Source organism: Flavobacterium sp., from assembly GCF_040382755.1.
Lineage (GTDB): Bacteria > Bacteroidota > Bacteroidia > Flavobacteriales > Flavobacteriaceae > Flavobacterium.
The window spans coordinates 1-21,089 of record NZ_JBEIET010000030.1; the positions used below are offsets into that span (position 1 = coordinate 1).

The window sequence follows — 21,089 nt, forward strand, 5'->3', positions numbered from 1 at the left end:
TACAATTCCTGTAATAATAATATTAATAACCGCTAATGGTATTAATATTTTCCAACCCAAATGCATCAATTGGTCGTATCTGAAACGTGGAATTGTCCATCTTACCCACATATAGAAAAAGATGAAGAAACATATTTTTGCAAATAAGGTTAAAAATCCTAATAAGGCACCAATATTTATTCCCCAGTTTTCATTTACCCAAGCCATTCCTGGAAAATGATAACCTCCTAAAAACACCACAGCTAAAATTGTTGATGAAATAAACATATTTGCATATTCAGCAAATAAATAGAATCCCATTTTCATTGATGAATATTCGGTATGATAACCACCAATTAATTCCGATTCACATTCTGCTAAATCGAAAGGCGTTCTGTTGGTTTCTGCAAATGAACAAATTAAGAAAATTAAGAAAGCTAAAGGCTGATAGAAAATATTCCATCCGTCGTTGGCTTGCATTACAGTAATGTCTTTTAAAGATAAAGAACCCGACATCATTAAAATGGATATCATGGCCAATCCCATCGCCACTTCATAAGAAATCATTTGCGAAGAAGCACGAACAGCTGACATTAACGAATATTTGTTGTTTGATGCCCAAGCACCAATCATAATTCCGTAAACTCCGATTGACAATACACCAAAAACATACAAAATTGATACATCAATATCTGTAGCTTGAAGTAAAACATCTCTTCCAAAAACATGAATTTTATCTCCCCATGGAATTACCGCACTTGTAATTAATGCCGTACTCATTGCTATCGCAGGTCCTAAAATAAATAAAAATCTATTTGGAGTGTTTGGAAAAAATTCTTCTTTAGTAAATAATTTGGCTCCATCGGCAAGTGGTTGTAAAAGTCCACCCCATCCTGCACGATTTGGTCCTACTCGGTCTTGTAAAAATGCAGCAACTTTACGTTCTGCCCAAGTAGAATACATCGCCATTAGCATAGTTAATGCAAAAACAACAACTATGATGACGCTTTTTTCTATAATAAATACGCTATCCATTAGTTATCTGTATTTTTTAATGGAACACCTGACATACTAATTTTAACACGATCTTCATCGCGACCTAATAATATGTTTTTTTCTGTATCGATAGTTACTTTTTCCAAAGTACGGGTATAATTGTTTTGGTTAATTACAGAATCTTTTGCAAATTTTTTCGGACCTTCAATTGTCCAGTCTGCCACTTCTTTTTTATCGAAACGACAGGTATTGCAAATAAATTCTTCTACTTCACCATATTGGTCTTTTCTTCCAGTTACTCTTTGAATTTCGTTTCCGAACATCCAAACAGTTGTTTTCCCACAACACGTGGTACATTCTCTGTGTGCATCAAAAGGTTTATTAAACCATACTCTACTTTTGAAACGGAATGTTTTGTCTGTTAATGCTCCAACAGGACAAACATCAATCATATTTCCAGAAAATTCATTATCAATAGCAGCAGAAACACAGGTTGAAATTTGTGCATGGTCTCCACGATTTAAAACGCCATGAACTCTTTTATCGGTTAATTGGTCTGCTAAAGTCGTACAACGTTGACACAAGATACAACGGTTCATGTGTAATTGAATTTTATCGCCAATATTTTCTGGTTCAAAAGTTCTTTTTTCTTCAATGAAACGCGTTTCTGATTTTCCGTGTTCGAAACTTAAATCTTGTAAATTACATTCTCCGGCTTGGTCACAAACAGGACAATCTAAAGGGTGATTAATTAATAAAAACTCGGTTACAGATTTTCTTGCTTCTGTTACTCTGTCTGAATTTTTACTATTCACTTCCATACCATCCATACATCCTGTAACACAAGATGCCATTAATTTTGGCATAGGTCTTGGATCAGCTTCGCTACCTTTAGCCACTTCAACTAAACAGCAACGACATTTTCCACCGCTTCCTTTTAATTTCGAATAATAACACATGGCTGGCGGCACTAAATCGCCTCCAATCATACGTGCAGCTTGCAGGATAGTTGTTCCTGGTTCTACTTCAACGCTTTGTCCGTCTATGGTTACTTTCATGTTATAATTGTTTGATTCTTAATAGAATCATTTTTGAGTTTTTTATTAAACAGTTTGTTTTCCAATTAAATGACGAACTTTTTCAAAAGGTTCGTTCACATAATGGTTTCTATCTTTAATTTTTTCTGGGAATCTTACGTGATATTCAAATTCTTCTCTGAAATGACGAATAGCAGCAGCTACTGGCCAAGAAGCAGCATCGCCTAATGGGCAAATGGTGTTTCCTTCAATTTTAGATTGAATGTTCCATAGTAAGTCGATGTCTTCTTCACGACCTTGACCATTTTCAATTCTCCATAATATTTTCTCTAACCAACCCGTTCCTTCACGACAAGGTGTACATTGTCCGCAACTTTCATGGTGATAGAAACGTGAAAAATTCCATGTATTTCTAACAATACAAGTAGTGTCATTATAAACTATAAAACCTCCAGAACCTAACATTGAACCTGTTGCGAAACCTCCATCTGATAAGGATTCGTAGGTCATTAATCGGTCTGTTCCTGCAGCGGTTTTGTATATTAAATGTGCTGGTAAAATCGGCACCGAAGAACCACCAGGAACTAAAGCCTTTAAAGGTCTGTCATCAATCATACCGCCACAATACTCGTCAGAATTCATAAATTCTTCTACTGTAATTCCCATTTCAATTTCGTACACACCTGGATTTTTAATATGCCCAGAAGCAGAAATTAATTTGGTCCCAGTAGATCGTTCTAAACCAATTTTTGCATATTCAGCTCCACCATTCATTACTATCCAAGGTACAGCTGCAATAGATTCTACATTATTTACCACAGTTGGGTTTGCCCATAATCCTGAAATTGCAGGAAATGGTGGTTTAATACGAGGATTCCCTCTTTTACCTTCTAAAGATTCAATTAAAGCGGTTTCTTCTCCACAAATATAGGCTCCCGCACCAACGTGAACATATAAATCTAAATCGAAACCAGAACCTTTAATATTTTTACCTAACCAACCTGCAGCATAAGCTTCTTTAATAGCTTTTTCTAAAATTTTAAAAACCCACATATATTCTCCTCTAATATATATGTAAGAAAGATTCGCGCCAAGTGCAAAACTTGAAGTAATCATTCCTTCTATTAAAAGGTGAGGAATATATTCCATTAAGAAACGGTCTTTAAAAGTACCTGGTTCAGATTCGTCTGCATTGCAAACTAAATGACGTGGTTTTCCTGATTTTTTATCGATAAAACTCCATTTCATACCTACAGGGAAACCTGCACCACCACGACCACGAAGTCCTGAAGCTTTTACTTCTTCTGTAATGTCGTCAGGTTGCATACTAAGTGCTTTTTCCACTGATTTATAACCGCCATTTTCACGGTATACCTCGTAGGTTTTTATTCCTGGAATATTGATTTTGTCTAATAATATTTTCTTTCCCATGATATTATTTATCGTGTAAAGTTATTTTTTCAGCTTTGCAATTTTCAATTAACGTATCAAAAGTATCTTTTGTAAGTTTTTCGTGATAAAAATCGCCTAATTGCAACATTGGAGCATATCCACAAGCGCCTAAACATTCTACACCAACTACTTGAAACAATCCGTCTGAAGTAATTTCTCCTTCTTTTACGCCCAATTTAGAACAAGCGTAATCCATTAAATCCTCTACACCGCGAGTAGCGCAACAAGATGTTCTACAAAATTCGAACATATATTTAGCCACAGGTTTTGTGTTAAACATCGTATAGAAAGTTACCACTTCGTACACTTCAATTGGAAGAATTTCTAAAATTTCAGCTACTTTTTGTTGCAATTCTACACTTAACCAATTGTCATGAGCATCTTGTACTTCATGTAAAACAGGTAGTAATGCCGATTTCTTTTTATCTGCAGGATAATGACTGATTAGTTCGTTAATACGAGTCATTAACTCTTCAGTTATGTGTATCTCTTGTTTGATATTTGATATTTCCATTTTTTTTATTTTAAATTTTGAATTAGAAATTTTAAATGTTTGTAATAATTTATAATTTAAAATTCATCATTTATAATTTTATTATGCGTCTAATTCGCCAGCAATTACATTTAAACTTGATAAGATTACAATAGCATCTGACAACATGGCTCCTTTAATCATTTCAGGGTAAGCTTGATAATATATAAAACTTGGTCTTCTGAAATGCAATCTATATGGTGTTCTACTTCCGTCTGTAATTAAATAAAAACCTAATTCACCATTACCACCTTCAACAGGTTGATATACTTCTGCAACTGGAACAGGTACTTCACCCATTACAATTTTAAAGTGATAAATTAAGGCTTCCATATTATGGTAAACATCTTCCTTTGGAGGAAGGTAATAATCTGGAACATCCGCGTGGAATACATTTCCTTCTGGCATTTTATCTAAAGCCTGACGGATAATGCTTAAACTCTCCCAAACTTCGGCGTTTCTTACGCAAAATCTGTCGTATGTATCACCTGATTTTCCAACAGGAACATTAAATTCGAAATCTTCATATGAAGAATAGGGTTGTGCAACACGAACATCGTAATCTACACCAGCGGCTCTTAAATTCGGACCTGTAAATCCGTAATCCATTGCCATTTCTGGAGTTATTGCACCAACATTAACTGTTCGGTCAATAAAGATTCTATTTCTTGTAAATAAATCTTCAAATTCTTTCCAAGCTACTGGGAAATCTTTTAAAAAGGTATCTAATAATTCAAAAGCTCTTGGCGACCAATCTCTTTCAAAACCACCTATTCTTCCCATATTTGTAGTTAAACGCGCGCCACAAATTTCTTCATAAATTTCATATACTTTTTCACGGAATTGAAATACATAAAGGAATCCGGTATATGCACCTGTATCTACACCTAAAATGGAGTTACAAATTAAATGGTCTGTAATACGCGCTAATTCCATTACAATAACACGTAAATATTGTGCACGTTTTGGAACTTCGATATCTAATAATTTTTCTAAACTCATCCACCAAGCCATATTGTTAATTGGCGATGAACAATAATTCATTCGATCTGTTAGCGGCGTAATTTGATAAAACGGACGATTTTCAGCAATTTTTTCAAATGCTCTATGAATGTAACCTATTGTTGGTTCTGCGTCTAAAATTCGTTCACCATCCATTAATAAGATGTTCTGAAAAATTCCGTGAGTGGCAGGGTGAGTAGGGCCTAAGTTTAAGATAGCTAATTCGCTTCCATCTTCGTTATGACGCTCCTCAATGTATTTATAATATCTATGATCTGCAGGTAATGTTACTTTTCCCATCTTAAATTGATAAATTATTAATGGTTCTACCAAAGAAACGGTCGTCTTTGTCTGTTCTTCCTGAATCTTCCATTGGAAATTCTTTTCTCATTGGGAAAGAAGTCATTTCGTCCATATTTAAAATTCGAACTAAATTTGGATGGCCTTCAAAAATAATTCCATAGAAATCAAATGTTTCGCGTTCCATCCAATTGGCACAATTAAATAATGAAACAACCGATTTAACTTCAGGATTTGATCCGTTTAAAAATGCTTTTACTCGTATTCTTTTGTTTTCGTACCAATTATGTAAATGATATACCACACAAAATTGCTCGTTTACATCACTATCTGGATAGTGTACACCACAAAGATCGGTTAGAAAATTAAAGTTTAAAGAAGGTTCTTCTTTTAAGAATTTTATTACGTTGTATACAACATCTACATCGGCTTCCAAAACAAACATATCGTATTCTGTTCTAAAATACTTTACGTGGTCTCCAAAAGTTTCTTGAAGTTTACTTTGTATATCTACTGATTCTAAAGCCATTATTATTCTATATTATAGGAAGCTAACAATTCTTTATATTCTGCAGAATGTCTTCTTCTTTGAGATTCACTTTTTACTAATTCTTGTAGTTGCATTACGCCATCTACTATTTGTTCTGGACGAGGAGGACAACCTGGTACATAAACGTCCACAGGAATTACTTTATCAATACCTTGTAATACAGAATAAGTATCAAAAATTCCACCTGAAGAAGCACAAGCTCCAACAGCTATAACCCAACGAGGTTCAGACATTTGTTCGTAAACTTGACGTAAAATTGGCGCCATTTTTTTTGAGATGGTTCCCATTACCAAAAGCATATCTGCCTGACGAGGAGAAAAACTTACACGTTCTGATCCAAAACGAGCCAAATCATAATGAGATGCCATTGTTGCCATGAATTCGATACCGCAACACGAAGTAGCAAATGGTAATGGCCATAATGAATTGGCACGAGCCAAACCAACAACTTGGTCTAATTTCGTTGCGAAGAAACCTTCGCCAGCGTGTCCTTCTGGAGCATCAACCATATTTACTTTATTCTTTTCCATACATTTTAATTTGTTATTCCCAAACTAATGCTTTCTTCTTAATTACATAGAAGAAACCGATTAGTAATAAAGTCATAAAAACAATCATCTTAATTAGTCCCTCAGTACCTAATTCTTTGAAATTTACTGCCCAAGGATACATAAAAATAACTTCCACATCAAACAAAACGAATAAAATAGCGACTAAGAAATATTTTACAGAAAATGGAATACGTGCGTTTCCAACAGATTCAATTCCGCATTCGAAACTTTTATCTTTGTTTGCAGATGATCTTTTTGGACCTAATAAGCTTGAGCCAAAAATTGTTAAAGCAACAAACCCTACAGCAAGAAGTACTTGCATTAGAATAGGTATAAAATCTATTTGAGAATTTTGCATTTTAATGTTATTTTTAAAATAGCCACAAAATTAATTTGTATTGCGGTATTATCAAAATTTAAACCACATTAAGAATGTCAATTTTATTAAAATGATTACATTTATAATCATTCTAAATAAGAAAATAAAGCATAAAAAAACGCTCCGTTATCGGGAGCGTTTTTAGAGGGTAATAAATTAATCGTTTAATATTACAACGTTTGTTGCTACAATTCCTTTTCTTCCTTCTTCTTCTTCGTAACTAACACGGTCTCCTTCGTTTAAGTTTTCAACCTTGATTCCTGTAGCGTGAACAAAAATGTCCTTACCTGTATCTTCGTTAGTGATGAAACCAAAACCTTTAGTTTCATTGAAGAATTTTACTGTTCCTGTTTGCATTATATGCGTATTTAATTATTAATAATGAGCAAATATATACATTTATTTTACACAAGCAAGAAAATTGTGTTTTTATTTTGCAATATTTAATTTTATATGTAATTCTTCTAATTGTTTTTCGTCAATTAATGAAGGTGCGTCAATCATTACATCTCTTCCGGAATTATTTTTTGGGAAGGCAATAAAATCCCTAATAGTTTCTTGGCCGCCAAGTATAGCTACCAGTCTGTCTAATCCAAAAGCTAAACCGCCGTGTGGTGGCGCACCAAATTGAAAGGCGTTCATTAAAAATCCAAATTGGTTTTCCGCTTCTTCTTTAGTAAATCCTAATAATTCAAACATTCGTTCTTGTAAATTTCTATCGTGTATACGAATAGAACCTCCACCAATTTCGTTTCCGTTTAAAACCATATCGTACGCATTGGCTCTAATTTTACCAGGTTCGGTTGTAATTAAATGCATATCTTCTGGTTTTGGAGAAGTAAATGGATGGTGCATCGCGTGGTATCTTTCAGATTCTTCATCCCATTCTAACAATGGAAAATCCAAAACCCAAAGTGGCGCAAATTCATCTGGATTCCTTAAACCTAAACGAGTCGCTAATTCCATACGTAAAGCAGAAAGTTGTGTTCTTGTTTTATCGGTATTTCCACATAAAACAAAAATCATATCTCCTGGTTTCGCTCCCGTAATGTCAGCCCATTTTTTCAAATCTTCTTGATCGAAAAATTTATCTACAGATGATTTTAAGCTTCCGTCTAATTCATATTTGCAATAAATCATTCCTGTTGCACCAATTTGTGGGCGTTTTACCCAGTCAATTAACGCATCGATTTCTTTTCTGGTGTAAGCTGCACAACCTGGAGCTGCGATACCCACTACAAATTCTGCTGCATTAAATACAGGAAAATCTTTATGTTTGGTTACTTCGTTTAACTCGCCAAATTCCATTCCAAAACGGATATCTGGTTTGTCATTTCCATACGTTTTCATAGCGTAATCGTACGTAATACGAGGAAATTTTTCTATTTCAACTCCTTTTACTTCTTTTAGCAAATGGCGCGTTAAGCCTTCAAACTGATTTAAAATATCTTCTTGTTCTACGAAAGCCATTTCGCAGTCAATTTGAGTAAATTCGGGTTGTCTGTCTGCGCGTAAATCTTCATCACGGAAACATTTCACAATTTGAAAATATTTATCCATTCCACCTACCATTAACAATTGCTTGAACGTTTGTGGCGATTGTGGAAGTGCATAAAATTGTCCTTCATTCATTCTACTTGGCACTACGAAATCACGTGCACCTTCTGGAGTAGATTTTATTAAATAGGGTGTTTCAACTTCGCAAAAGCCTTCATTCGATAAATAATTTCGTACTTCTTGCGCCACTTTATGACGAAATAATAAGCTGTTTTTTACAGGATTTCTACGAATATCTAAATAACGGTATTTCATTCGAATATCTTCACCGCCGTCCGTTTCATCTTCAATTGTAAATGGTGGTGTTAACGATTCATTCAAGATAGTCATTTCAGAAACTAAAATTTCAATGTCACCTGTTGGAATATTTTTATTTTTAGATTCTCGTTCAATTACAGTTCCTTTTACTTGAACCACAAATTCACGACCTAAAGATTTTGCAGCTTCAAAAATGGCTTTATCCGTTCTGGTTTCGTCTAAAATTAATTGCGTAATTCCATATCGATCACGCAAATCAATCCAAATCATAAAACCTTTATCACGTGTTTTTTGAACCCAACCCGCTAACGTAACTTCTTGATTAATATGTGTAGCGTTAAGTTCACCACAATTATGACTTCTATACATTGTTATTTGTTTTTTGCAAAAGTATAATAATTTTAAATTTTATTTTAGTTTAACAATTAATAATCTTAACAATTTTTTTGTATTTTATTTTTTTAATTCTGTTATATTTACACTTTATAAATTAAATTTTTCAAAATGACAAACCACAAAACATTTTTATTAGGCGTTGTAGCAGGTGTTTTTTCTTTAACAGCCAGTGCTCAAGTTAAATTTTCAGCTAAAATTGCAAATAAACCAACAGATACCATTTATGTAAAATCAAGAGGTTTTAGCCAAATGATTGTGGCAGATAAAAAAGGCGATTTTAACGCAACTTTCAAAGTAACATATGGAATGTTTAAACTTGAAGTTGATGAGCAATATGCAGATTTATATTTAACCAATACTACAGATATACAAGTTTCTTTAGATTATAAAGATTTTGATAATACCATTTCTTTTAAAGGAAAAGGAGCAAAAGAAAATATGTTTTTAGCGGCTGAAATGCTAAAACAAGCAGATCAAACTGCTTTTGAACCAATGATGAAAGCGGAAAACTTAGAAATTTTAACTGCAGAAGTGGCCAAATATAAAGAGACTATTTTTGCAGCGTTACCTAAAGATTTAGATGCTGGTTTTGTAGCTAAATATAAAGGAGATGTTGAAAAAGGTATGAAAGGTATGATTGATTATCTTTCTGCAGGTTTTGAATTAAAAAAATTAAACGGAACGGCTTCTCCAACATTTAAATACGAAAATCATAAAGGTGGTGTTACGTCTTTAGAAGATTTAAAAGGGAAATTTGTATATGTTGATGTATGGGCAACTTGGTGTGGTCCTTGTCGTCAAGAAATTCCTTTTTTACAAAAAACTGAAGCGGCTTATCACGGAAAAAATATCGAATTTGTAAGTATTTCTGTTGACGAGCAAAAAAATCACGACAAATGGAGCAAATTTGTTACCGAGAAAAACTTAGGAGGTATTCAATTATTAGCAGATAAAGATTGGAAATCAGATTTTGTACAAGGATATAAAATCGAGGGAATTCCAAGATTCATTTTAATTAGCCCAGAAGGAAAAATTGTAAACGCTGATGCACCAAGACCTTCGTCACCTGAATTGGTAACTTTGTTAGATTCTTTGGTAAAATAAAATTTTTTAAAAACTGCTTACGGGCAGTTTTTTTATGATTAATACCTTTTTATATGAAAATTATTAGCAATAAGTTTTATACTTTTGCAGTGCTAAAATAATAAATGCAAAGATTATGAAAGTAGCCGTTGTTGGAGCCACTGGAATGGTGGGAGAAGTAATGCTTCAAATATTAAAAGAAAGAAATTTTCCGGTAACGGAATTAATTCCTGTTGCTTCAGAAAAATCTGTTGGTAAAGAAATTGAGTTTAACGGTAAAACATATAAAGTTGTGGGTTTACAAACTGCAGTAGATATGAAAGCTGATATTGCTTTGTTTTCTGCTGGAGGAGAAACTTCTTTAGCTTGGGCGCCAAAATTTGCTGCTGCAGGTACAACAGTTATTGATAATTCTTCGGCTTGGAGAATGGATGAAACTAAGAAATTAGTCGTTCCAGAAATCAATGCGGATATCTTAACTGCTGAGGACAAGATTATTCCAAATGCAAATTGTTCTACGATACAATTAGTAATGGCTTTAGCTCCATTGCATAAAAAATATAAAATTAAACGTATTATCGTTTCTACATATCAATCTATTACCGGAACAGGAGTAAAAGGCGTGCAACAATTAGAAAACGAATATGCTGGTATTAAAGGCGAAATGGCTTATAAATACCAAATTCATAGAAATGCCATTCCTCAATGTGATGTGTTTGAAGAAAACGATTACACGAAAGAAGAAATGAAATTGGTTCGCGAAACGCAAAAAATATTAAATGATAAAAACATTGGCGTTACGGCTACTGCGGTAAGAATTCCGGTAGTTGGCGGACATAGTGAAGCGGTTAACGTGGAGTTTTATTCAGATTTTGATGTAAATGAAGTTCGTACCCTTTTACACAATACACCAGGAATTACAGTTCAAGATAATTTAGATACATTTACCTATCCGATGCCGTTTTACGCAGAAGGAAAAGATGATGTTTTTGTAGGACGTATACGTAGAGATGAAAGTCAACCCTACACACTGAATATGTGGATTGTTGCTGATAATTTACGTAAAGGTGCCGCAACAAATACCGTACAAATTGCCGAATATTTAGTAGCCAATAACTTAGTATAATGCAAAAAAAATATGTAAAATTTAACGTACTGATGGCACTGGCGCTACTTTTCGCCATATGCTATCAGTCGTTACATATTTTTACAGATGAAGCCCATCATTTTTGTGATGAGGTTACTCAAGAAAACACTTCTAAAACGCATTTTTCAAAAGGAAATCATAACGATTGTCCGGTTTGTGATTATGAATTTGCTGCCTTTTTAGCAGAAGCTGTTTTTACTTATGATTTTATTAATCCCAATCATACCTTTCATTATTCTTCTGTTTACGAATCCTTTGTAAAAGAAAATGAATTTTTATATTTTTCCTATCGAGGTCCGCCTGTAGTTTAAGTTTTATTAAAGTGAATTTAAGCCACTGATTTCATTGATTATTACAGATTTAAATCGTTTTAATCTTTTAATCTGTGGCAAAAAATATTGCAATTTAAATCAATAATATTTAAACGTATACAAATGAAAAAATATATTTTTCTCATCATATTGATGGGCTTTACCTCTTTGGGCTTTGCTCAAAATGCTATTTCAGGAACAATAAAAAACCAAAATAATGAACCTATTTCAAATGTTGAAATTTCAATTTTAGATGGCGTTATTCAATCGAAATCCAATGAAAAAGGAGAATTTCAAATCACGAATTTACCCATTGGAAAACTGACGTTGATTTTCAAAAAAGCGAAATTCGAAATCAAATCGCAACAAATTAGTATTGGAAATCAAGACCAAATAAAATTAGATATTGTCTTAGAAAAAGAAGATCATCATATCGATGAAATTTTAATTTCTTCTGTTTTTAATACCACACAAAACGAAAATGTGGTAAAAATTGACCATATTAATTTAAAACAAATCCAAAATATGGGTGCCCTAAATTTATCGGACGCATTGGCTACAAACCCAGGAGTAAATGTTGTCTCAACTGGAATTTCAATAGGCAAACCTGTTATTCGAGGGTTGAGCGGAAACCGTGTTTTAACTTACGCACAAGGCATTCGATTAGAGAATCAACAATTTGGAGAAGAACACGGTTTAGGTTTAAATGCAAACGGACAAGAAAGTGTAGAAATTATAAAAGGACCCGCTTCTTTATTATATGGTTCGGATGCTATGGGTGGTGTTTTGTATTTTAATCCAGAAAAATATGCCGCTACAAATAAGACGGAATTTTCAGTCAATCAAGTTGTAAATAGTAATACTCAAGGTATAAATAGTTCGGTTACCTTTAAAAATTCTGTAGATAAATTTAAGTTTTTAGTTCAAAATAATTATTCATCACACGCCGATTACAAACTACCAAATGGTGAATCAGTTGTGAATACACGTTTCATTGAAAAAGATTTTAAATTAGGAACTTCCTATGTAACCTCTCGTTATGTAGCCGATTTAAGATATAATTATAATGATTTGAATTTGGGTCTACCCGAAGAAGACCTCGAAAATAGTACATTTAGAACGCCTTTATTCCCAAGTCAGAAAATCGAAAATCATTTATTAAGTTTTAACCAGAAATTATATTTTAAAAATTCAAAATTAGAAGCTGTTGCGGGTTATGTTTTTAATGATAGAAAAGAATTGGAAAGTCAAGACGAAACGGCACTTTTTATGAAATTAAAGACTTTTAATTATAATGTAAAGTACTATTTGCCTGATTTTGGAAGCCTAAAAACTATTGTTGGATTTCAAGGAATGAATCAAGAAAATAGAAATTTCGGAGAAGAACGATTGATTCCAAATGCAAAAATTGCAGATATTGGTTTCTTTGGAACCTCGCAATACGCATTTCAAAAAAATCTGTTACAATTTGGTGTTCGATATGATTTCAGAAAAGTAAATATTGAAGAATTTGGAGAAATTGGGGAGGAAGGTGCTTTTCAAAAATTAGATAAAAACTTCAAAAGCATTAATGCGTCTTTAGGATTAAAAACGGATGTTACGGATAAAATTACGTCAAGAATCAATTTTGCCTCGGGTTTTAGAGCGCCAAATTTATCTGAATTATCTTCAAATGGCGTACACGAAGGAAGTAATCGTTACGAAATTGGTAATTCAAATTTAAAAAACGAACAAAATTTCCAAATTGATTTGAATGTTGATTATAATGCCGAACATTTTGATTTTTTTGCGAACGGATTTTATAATCATATTAACAATTATATATTTATAGCACCTAATGGAACAATGATTGATGATAATTTCGTGTATGATTATTTACAAAATGATGCTGTTTTATATGGTGGAGAAACTGGAATTCACTTGCATTTACACGAAATCGACTGGTTACATATGTCAAGTAGCTACGAAATGGTTATTGGACAATTAAACACTAATTCTAATTTACCATTATTACCAGCCAATCAATGGAAAAATAATTTTAGAGCGAATTTTGATGTTTCAAAAAACATTAAAAATAGTTTTGTTTTCTTTCAAGCAAATTATACGTTTAATCAAAATAGAATAGGAAATTTTGAAACCAAAACTAACGATTATCTATTGCTTTCATCAGGAATTGGAACTGATATTCAGTTGAAAAAAGCAACATTTAATTTGTTCCTTACAGCCACCAATTTATTAAATAAACAATATGTAGCTCATTTGTCTCGTTTAAAAACGGATGGTATTAATAATATGGGTAGAAATATAGTTTTAGGTGTAAATTTTAATTTGTAGAAATCATATATTTGTAACTTAATAAAAAATAAAAATATGAAAGCAATATTTATTTTTACAACTTTAATTTTCTCATTCGGTAGTATGGCTCAAAATAAAATTACCTATCCTGAAACGAAAAAAATCGGCCACGTTGACACCTATTATGGTGAAAAAATCAACGACCCTTATCGTTGGTTAGAAGACGACCGAAGTGCAGAAACGGAAGCTTGGGTAAAAGCTCAAAATGTAGTAACTTATGATTATTTAGCTCAAATTCCATACCGCAATCAGCTAAAAACCAGAATGGAGCAATTATGGAATTATGAAAAAATTTCGGCGCCATTTAAAGAAGGTGAGTATACGTATTATTATAAAAATAATGGGCTTCAAAATCAATCGGTGTTGTATCGAAAAGATAAAAATGGAAATGAAGAACTCTTTTTAGATCCTAATACTTTTTCTAAAGATGGAACTACTTCTTTAGGCGGAATTAACTTTAGTAAAGACGGAAGTTTAGTAGCTTATTCTATTTCTGAAGGCGGAAGCGATTGGCGTAAAGTTATTGTAATGGAAGCTAAAACTAAGAAAATTATTGGCGATACGATTGTGGATGTAAAGTTTAGCGGCGTGTCTTGGTACAAAAACGAAGGCTTTTACTATTCAAGTTATGACAAACCTGTAGGAAGTGAATTATCGGCAAAAACCGACCAACACAAATTGTATTACCACAAATTAAACACTTCGCAAAAAACTGATAAATTAATTTATGGTGGCGATGTAAAAAGAAGATATGTTGGTGGTGGTGTTTCGGAAGATGAAAACTATTTATTCATTACCGCTGCAAATTCAACCTCTGGAAACGAATTGTATTATTTAGATTTATCAAAACCAAACAGTAAAATCGTAACATTAATTGATAATTACGAAAACGACAATGATGTTTTAGACAACAAAGGATCGAAAATTTATTTGGTAACCAATTATAAAGCGCCAAACAAACGCGTGGTGACTTTTGATTTAGCAAATCCGGCTAAGGAAAATTGGAAAGATTGCATTGCAGAAACTAAAAATGTATTGTCGCCAAACACCGGAAGTGGTTATATTTTTGCAAGTTATATGAAAGACGCTGTTTCGTTCATCAAACAATATGATTACAACGGAAAATTAGTTAGAGATATTGAATTACCTGGTGTTGGAACGGCTGGAGGATTTGGCGGAAAAGAAAAAGAAACTACATTATATTTTTCGTTTACGAATTATGTAACGCCAAATACCATTTATACATTTGATCCAAAAACAGGAAAATCTGAAATATATCAACAACCTAAAGTAGATTTCAATTCGGCAAAATACGAATCGAAACAAGTGTTTTATACGTCTAAAGATGGTACAAAAGTTCCGATGATTATTACTTATAAAAAAGGAACATTGTTAAACGGAAAAAACCCTACAATTTTATATGGTTATGGTGGATTTAATGTAAGTTTAACTCCTGCATTTAGTATTTCAAATGCGGTTTGGTTAGAAAATGGAGGGATTTACGCTGTCGCGAATTTACGCGGAGGTGGTGAATATGGAAAAGAATGGCACGATGCCGGAACCCAATTTAAAAAACAAAACGTATTTGATGATTTCATAGCTGCAGCCGATTATTTAATCAAAGAAAACTATACCTCATCTGATTATTTAGCCATAAAAGGCGGTTCTAATGGTGGATTATTAGTAGGTGCTGTAATGACGCAACGTCCTGATTTAATTAAGGTGGCATTACCTGCAGTAGGTGTTTTAGATATGTTACGATACCATACATTTACCGCTGGTGCTGGTTGGGCTTACGACTATGGAACAGCTGACCAAAGTGCCGAAATGTTTGAATACATTAAAGGGTATTCGCCTGTACATAATGTAAAAGCGGGAACAAAATATCCTGCTACTTTAGTTACTACAGGAGATCATGACGACCGCGTAGTGCCTGCGCATAGTTTCAAGTTTGCAGCCGAGTTACAAGCGAAACAATCTGGAGATAATCCAGTATTAATTCGTATTGAAGTAAACGCAGGCCATGGCGCTGGAAAATCAGTAGCAGCAACCATTCAAGAAAATGTAGATATGCAAGTATTTACGTTGTACAATATGGGAATAAAAAAAATATAAATAGAACAAGCCCTTTAGTACTTCCTGAAGGGCTTTTTTTATTTATTCAAAGTAAATTTTCTAATGATATAGTTAAATATTTTGTAACCCAATACACGTCTTAAAATTCGCATTATATTCGCATCAAAACCTATTGTATATCTTCTGAAATTTTTATTTGGTTTCTCGGCAATTTTAAATAATTTTTCTACGATTTGTTGTGGTAAATCTTCGTTTTTACCTGATTTATCCAAAAGCAATTTCGAAATTTTATTCATTAATTTATTGTAAGAAAAAATTTCTGTTGGCGCACATTTGGTTACATTTTTTTGAAATGAAGTTGGTGCGTTACCAAATTGTACCGTTGCTACACTGATATTAAAATCTACCAATTCATAAGCCATACATTCTGAGAAACTTTCTACTGCTTGTTTGGTCGAATGATAAAAATTTCCAAGAGGCAAATTTACTAAGCCCGCAACAGAAGTAATATTTATAAATTGGCCATATTTTTGTTGTCTAAATGCAGGTATAAAAGCCCGACACACTTTCACAACACCAAGCCAATTTACATTTACAATCGTATCAATTTTGGAATCTTCAGAAAGTTCTACAAAACTTCTATAGCCCATTCCTGCATTATTAATAATCGTATCAATTTTAGGATGATTTTCCAAAATAATTTTAGTAGCCGATGCAATGCTTTCCGAAGAAGTAACATCCATTTCGTAACAAAAAATCGAAGGAATGTCTTTAAAATCTTCACTTTCAGAAGGATGTAGTAACGTAGCAATAACGGTCCAATTATTTTTAGCAAAATACAATGCAGTTTGTTTGCCAATTCCTCCACCAGCACCAGTTATTAAGACAGTTTTCATGTTAGTTGTTTGTTTATACTCTACCCTTTGGAGTAATTAGTGTTTAATTTAGCCACGAATTTCCGAATTTTTTATACCAATTTCGATTTAATTCGAATTTTCATCAAAGATGAACTAATTTTTGAAATTATTTTTTAAGATTCGAGAATTCGAGGCAAAAAAAGAAAGCAACTTTAGTAATTTCAACTGTTAATATTTTAATTTTGTCATTAAAATATATCGTGCTATTCTGCTTTGTTTTCGACTAATGTATGCCGAACCATTTGGGCTAAATCGTCTTGGATTTGGTAATATTGCAGCAATTCCGGCGGCTTGCATTCGGGTTAAACTTTTACATTCTTTTTTGTACCAATGTTGCGTTGCGGCTTCTGCACCATAAATGCCGTCGCCCATTTCAATACTATTTAGGTACACTTCAAGTATGCGTTCTTTTCCCCAAATTAATTCAATTAATACTGTATAATAGGCCTCTAAGGCTTTTCTGAAATAACTTCTTCCTTGCCAAAGGAAAACATTTTTTGCGGTTTGTTGTGTAATAGTACTTCCGCCTTTTAGTTTTTTACCTTTAAAATTTCCCACAGCCGCTTTTTGCATGGCAGAAAAATCCAAACCATAATGTTCAAAAAATCTACCGTCTTCACTGGCTATAACTGCTTTTTGTAAATTTTTAGAAATATTTTCTAACGGTACCCAATGGTGCTTGGTTTCAATATTTTTCCCTGCAGATTTATTTTCAAAATACCTGATTACCATAAGTGGCGTGTAGGGCACAGGCACAAATTTATAAAGCACTACAAAAAACAAACTAATGATATTGAACCATATAATTAGTTTCCAAAAGAAACGCATTATATGACTGAAAAATCCTTTTTTTCCAGTACTTTTTGGTTTTATTGTTGCTTTTATTGCTGCCATTTTATATTAAATCTGCTACTTCTTTTCCAATTAAACTTCCTATGGCTACGCCCATTCCGCCCATTCTAACGCCGCAATATACGTGATTGCTTACTTGTTGAACTATTGGTTTTTTCGAATTTCCTATTCCCATAATGCCACTCCATCGATGTTCAATTTCGAACGGGGTTGTAGGCAAAATTACATTTTTTAACAAATCTTCCAAGTGATTTTGAATTTTTTCACTGGTTTCCAATGAAGTAGTAGTTTCACCTTCAAAATCTAAGTTTCTTCCGCCACCCAACAGAATTCGGTTATTGATATTTCTAAAATATGAATACCCTTTGTCTAAATGAAAAGTACCTTTGATGTGTAAATTAGTAATTGGTTTGGTAATTAAAACTTGTGCTCTTGCGGGTTTTACTTGATTTTTAGTTAATTCGGATGCAAAACCATTTGTAGTAAAAATCAGTTTTTTAGTTTTAAAACTGACTTCATTTGTTACAACTTCAATTTCATCATTCAATTCCTGATATTGAGAAACGGTTTGATTGTTTAGAATTAAAATATCGTGTAATGCTGCTTTTTTTAATAGAGCTTGCATCATATTTCCGGTGTCAATTTGACCTTCAAAAGAATTAAAAATCAAATGCTCAAACGTGTTTTTAAACTGAAAAGTATTGTTTACTTTGGCATACACATCCGATTTGAATAATGGACGAACGATATCATTTATAAATGGAATTTTGGAAACACAATCGCTATAAAACGCTTCGTCTTCTTTCAAAAACAATTCGTAACCGCCTAAAGGTTGATAATCAATCGCAGCATCACCTAAGTTATTACGAAGCAGTTCCAAACCAGCATAACGTTTTTGAATTAGTTGAATAACTTCTTCTTCAGTATGTGTTTTTAAATCGTCAATAATTTCGGAAACGCTTCCAAAACAAGCAAAACCAGCATTTTTAGTACTGGCACCTTGAGGCAAAACACCTTTTTCTAATAGAATAATTTTGGCTTTTGGAAACCGTTCTCTTAACCGAATAGCAGTGTGTAAACCTACAATTCCGCTACCTACTATGGTAAAATCCACGTTGGAGAACCAATTTTTTATTTCCCAATAGCTCAGTTGCATACTTTATGTTACTATAAATTTAGCTTTATTTACGCATCGCCAGATCCATCTACTTTCCCTATTTTTCTCGCTTTAATTGCTTTCATTACTAAAGGGAATGTAGTTACAGCCACTAAAATTAGTATGATTTTTTCGATATGATGTTTTAAATCAATATCAAATTTTTCTAAAAATAAACCGTATAAATAATGTCCTGCATACACCAAAATAAACGACCATAAAATAGAACTTAAAATATTATATAACATGAATTTGCTTTTTTTCATGTGTACAATTCCAGCTATAATAGGTACAAAAGTTCTTACAATGGGTAAAAAACGCGCAAAAACAATTGCAATTCCGCCATGCTTTTGAAAGAAACTTTCAGAGTGGTACAAATACTTTTTCTTAAAGAAAAAACCATCTTCTTTTTGATATAAGTTTTTCCCGTACACCGAACCAAACCAATAGCCAAAAATATTACCAATTATTCCTGAAAGGGCAATTAATGTGGCAATCACAAAAACAGGCGAATAGCCTTGAGGTAAAAAAGTTAAAGGTTGCGCCAATGCTTCGCAATAAATCCCTGATAAAAACAGCAAACTATCACCCGGAAGAAAAAAGCCTATGAACAAACCGGTTTCGGCAAATACAATAAATAAAACCATATAAATTCCGATAGGAACACCACCTAATTCTAAGTTTATGTAAAATTCGGGATTAAATAGTTGTGTCCATGTAAATTCTTTATCAATTTCTTGGGCTTGTAATACTACGTTTAATTTTAAATTTTCAAGTAGGTCTATGATGATTTTCATGGGTTTCAATTTTATTTTTTTATCAAGAATTAATATTAACTCCCGATTTCTTGTGAGGTTTCGTGTTTAGATTCCCATTTGTCAATTGCAGCTGTTGAAAGCGCGTTTCCTAAAACGTTCGTCATACTTCTGGCCATATCGCAAAAATGGTCAATTGGCAAAATCAAAGCAATTCCTTCAGGCGGAATGCCAAACATAGCACAAGTGGCCACTACTACAATTAACGAGGCTCTTGGTACACCAGCAACACCTTTACTCGTTAGCATCAAGACTAAAAGCATGGTAAGTTGTTCGGGTAAACTCATTTCTATACCGTATACTTGCGCAATAAAAATACTGGCAAACGTCATGTACATCATACTTCCGTCAAGGTTAAAAGAATAACCCAGCGGCAATGTGAAAGACACAATTTTTGGTTGGCACCCAAAACGTTCTAATTCTTCAACCATTTTAGGAAAAACAGCTTCAGAACTTGTAGTAGAAAAGGCAATTAATAAAGGACTTTTAATACGTTGTAACAATACAAACAAACGTTTCCCTAATATCAGATAGCCAACAAGTAACAAGATGACCCAAAGCGAAATAATTCCTACAAAAAAGGCACCTAAATATTTGGCGTAAAGCGTAAATACTTCAAATCCGTGTTTAGCAATCGCACTTGCCACAGCCCCTAAAACCCCTAATGGTGCTGTCCACATAATAAAAGTTACCATTTTTAAGATGACATGTGAAACCGAATCTAATAATTTAAGAATGGGTTTGGCTTCTTTCTTACTAAATGCCGCTAAAGCCACACCAAATAAGATAGAAAAAATTACTATTTGTAAGATTTCGTTAGTGGCTAAAGCTTCAAATAAACTTTTTGGAATAACATGTTTTACAAATTCTTCTAATGAAAATCCTTTTGAGTTTTCTAACAATTCAGAAGCGCTTGAAGCGTCATCTAATTTAATTGTGGTTCCTTTTCCAGGCTCGAAAAAATTCACTAAAACCATTCCTAATAACAAGGAAATTAAGGAAGCAGAAATAAACCAAGCCATAGCTTTTCCACCCACACGGCCAACCATTTTCATATCGCCCATTTTGGCAATTCCAACCACTAAAGTAGAAAACACTAAAGGTGCAATTATCATTTGAACCAATCGTATAAAAATGGTTCCAAGTAATTTTATATTTTTTGAGAAGGCGTCAATGGCTTCAGGAAATTGATAATGTACAATTCCACCTAATGCAACACCAATAATAAGCGAAATGATAATTAATACAAAGAGTTTATTGTTTTTCATTTTTCATTTTTATTTTAGACCGTGAAAATAGTTATATTTTTTCAAAAAAGTGCTACTTTTAACCTCGTTTTAAATTTTAACAGTATGAAAAAATATATTTTTCTCATTTTCAGTGTACTA

The 21,089-nt window shown here is 33.1% G+C and carries 20 protein-coding genes; 5 read left to right on the top strand and 15 right to left on the bottom strand.

Annotation, left to right across the window (positions count from 1 at the left end):
* The 10 genes from nuoH to aspS form a co-directional block, all read right to left on the bottom strand.
* On the bottom strand, positions 1 to 1,014 hold a 1,014-nt coding region (gene nuoH, locus ABWO04_RS04730; RefSeq protein ID WP_353077797.1), incomplete at its 3' end, for an NADH-quinone oxidoreductase subunit NuoH.
* Positions 1,014 to 2,033 carry an NADH-quinone oxidoreductase subunit G gene (locus tag ABWO04_RS04735; protein WP_353077799.1) on the bottom strand — a complete coding sequence of 340 codons (1,020 nt, stop codon included), beginning with the start codon at positions 2,031 to 2,033 and terminating at the stop codon, positions 1,014 to 1,016. The genes ABWO04_RS04735 and nuoH, both read right to left, overlap by 1 nt.
* Before the next feature lie 45 nt (positions 2,034 to 2,078).
* On the bottom strand, positions 2,079 to 3,443 hold the full coding sequence (gene nuoF / locus ABWO04_RS04740) for an NADH-quinone oxidoreductase subunit NuoF (protein WP_353077801.1): 1,365 nt from the start codon (positions 3,441 to 3,443) through the stop codon (positions 2,079 to 2,081).
* A gap of 4 nt (positions 3,444 to 3,447) precedes the next feature.
* On the bottom strand, positions 3,448 to 3,978 hold the full coding sequence (locus ABWO04_RS04745) for an NADH-quinone oxidoreductase subunit NuoE family protein (RefSeq protein ID WP_353077803.1): 531 nt from the start codon (positions 3,976 to 3,978) through the stop codon (positions 3,448 to 3,450).
* An 81-nt stretch (positions 3,979 to 4,059) separates the two neighbouring features.
* Positions 4,060 to 5,298: an NADH-quinone oxidoreductase subunit D gene (locus ABWO04_RS04750; RefSeq protein ID WP_353077805.1), complete on the bottom strand. Its 1,239-nt coding sequence runs from the start codon at positions 5,296 to 5,298 to the stop codon at positions 4,060 to 4,062.
* A gap of 1 nt (position 5,299) precedes the next feature.
* The gene (locus ABWO04_RS04755) at positions 5,300 to 5,827 is read right to left on the bottom strand and encodes an NADH-quinone oxidoreductase subunit C (protein WP_353077807.1); all 528 of its coding nucleotides are present in this window, start codon (positions 5,825 to 5,827) and stop codon (positions 5,300 to 5,302) included.
* A gap of 2 nt (positions 5,828 to 5,829) precedes the next feature.
* A complete protein-coding gene (locus tag ABWO04_RS04760) occupies positions 5,830 to 6,378 on the bottom strand; it encodes an NADH-quinone oxidoreductase subunit B (RefSeq protein WP_353077809.1) in 549 nt (182 codons plus the stop codon).
* Between the two features lie 13 nt (positions 6,379 to 6,391).
* The gene (locus ABWO04_RS04765; RefSeq protein WP_353077811.1) at positions 6,392 to 6,757 is read right to left on the bottom strand and encodes an NADH-quinone oxidoreductase subunit A; all 366 of its coding nucleotides are present in this window, start codon (positions 6,755 to 6,757) and stop codon (positions 6,392 to 6,394) included.
* Between the two features lie 177 nt (positions 6,758 to 6,934).
* The gene (locus ABWO04_RS04770; RefSeq protein ID WP_091310371.1) at positions 6,935 to 7,135 is read right to left on the bottom strand and encodes a cold-shock protein; all 201 of its coding nucleotides are present in this window, start codon (positions 7,133 to 7,135) and stop codon (positions 6,935 to 6,937) included.
* 72 nt (positions 7,136 to 7,207) lie between these two features.
* Positions 7,208 to 8,962, bottom strand: coding sequence for an aspartate--tRNA ligase (gene aspS, locus ABWO04_RS04775; protein WP_353077813.1), 1,755 nt, complete (start codon positions 8,960 to 8,962; stop codon positions 7,208 to 7,210).
* Between the two features lie 135 nt (positions 8,963 to 9,097).
* Between aspS and ABWO04_RS04780 the strand changes: the two genes are divergently transcribed.
* The 5 genes from ABWO04_RS04780 to ABWO04_RS04800 all read left to right on the top strand — a co-directional run bounded on the left by ABWO04_RS04780 (position 9,098) and on the right by ABWO04_RS04800 (position 16,000).
* Positions 9,098 to 10,093, top strand: a complete 996-nt coding sequence (locus ABWO04_RS04780) for a TlpA family protein disulfide reductase (RefSeq protein ID WP_353077814.1) — start codon at positions 9,098 to 9,100, stop codon at positions 10,091 to 10,093.
* A 115-nt stretch (positions 10,094 to 10,208) separates the two neighbouring features.
* Positions 10,209 to 11,198 (top strand): aspartate-semialdehyde dehydrogenase, encoded by a 990-nt coding sequence (locus ABWO04_RS04785; RefSeq protein WP_353077816.1) that lies wholly within the window; start codon positions 10,209 to 10,211, stop codon positions 11,196 to 11,198.
* A complete protein-coding gene (locus tag ABWO04_RS04790; RefSeq protein ID WP_353077818.1) occupies positions 11,198 to 11,530 on the top strand; it encodes a hypothetical protein in 333 nt (110 codons plus the stop codon). Before ABWO04_RS04785 ends, ABWO04_RS04790 begins: the two co-directional genes overlap by 1 nt.
* Before the next feature lie 123 nt (positions 11,531 to 11,653).
* Complete coding sequence (locus ABWO04_RS04795; RefSeq protein ID WP_353077820.1) at positions 11,654 to 13,864, top strand: TonB-dependent receptor; 2,211 nt, start codon at positions 11,654 to 11,656, stop codon at positions 13,862 to 13,864.
* Positions 13,865 to 13,948: 84 nt separating this feature from the next.
* A complete protein-coding gene (locus ABWO04_RS04800) occupies positions 13,949 to 16,000 on the top strand; it encodes a prolyl oligopeptidase family serine peptidase (RefSeq protein WP_502903965.1) in 2,052 nt (683 codons plus the stop codon).
* Between the two features lie 38 nt (positions 16,001 to 16,038).
* Here ABWO04_RS04800 and ABWO04_RS04805 read toward each other — a convergent pair whose 3' ends face one another.
* From ABWO04_RS04805 to ABWO04_RS04825, 5 genes are all read right to left on the bottom strand, one after another.
* Complete coding sequence (locus ABWO04_RS04805; protein WP_353077823.1) at positions 16,039 to 16,857, bottom strand: SDR family NAD(P)-dependent oxidoreductase; 819 nt, start codon at positions 16,855 to 16,857, stop codon at positions 16,039 to 16,041.
* 189 nt (positions 16,858 to 17,046) lie between these two features.
* Positions 17,047 to 17,772 carry a monofunctional biosynthetic peptidoglycan transglycosylase gene (gene mtgA, locus ABWO04_RS04810; RefSeq protein WP_502903964.1) on the bottom strand — a complete coding sequence of 242 codons (726 nt, stop codon included), beginning with the start codon at positions 17,770 to 17,772 and terminating at the stop codon, positions 17,047 to 17,049.
* A 1-nt stretch (position 17,773) separates the two neighbouring features.
* The gene (locus tag ABWO04_RS04815) at positions 17,774 to 18,886 is read right to left on the bottom strand and encodes an NAD(P)/FAD-dependent oxidoreductase (protein WP_353077825.1); all 1,113 of its coding nucleotides are present in this window, start codon (positions 18,884 to 18,886) and stop codon (positions 17,774 to 17,776) included.
* Between the two features lie 29 nt (positions 18,887 to 18,915).
* Positions 18,916 to 19,683, bottom strand: a complete 768-nt coding sequence (locus ABWO04_RS04820; protein ID WP_353077826.1) for a DedA family protein — start codon at positions 19,681 to 19,683, stop codon at positions 18,916 to 18,918.
* A gap of 35 nt (positions 19,684 to 19,718) precedes the next feature.
* Entirely contained in the window at positions 19,719 to 20,969 is a 1,251-nt protein-coding gene (locus ABWO04_RS04825; RefSeq protein ID WP_353077828.1) for a dicarboxylate/amino acid:cation symporter, read from the bottom strand.
* Positions 20,970 to 21,089 lie beyond the last annotated feature (120 nt).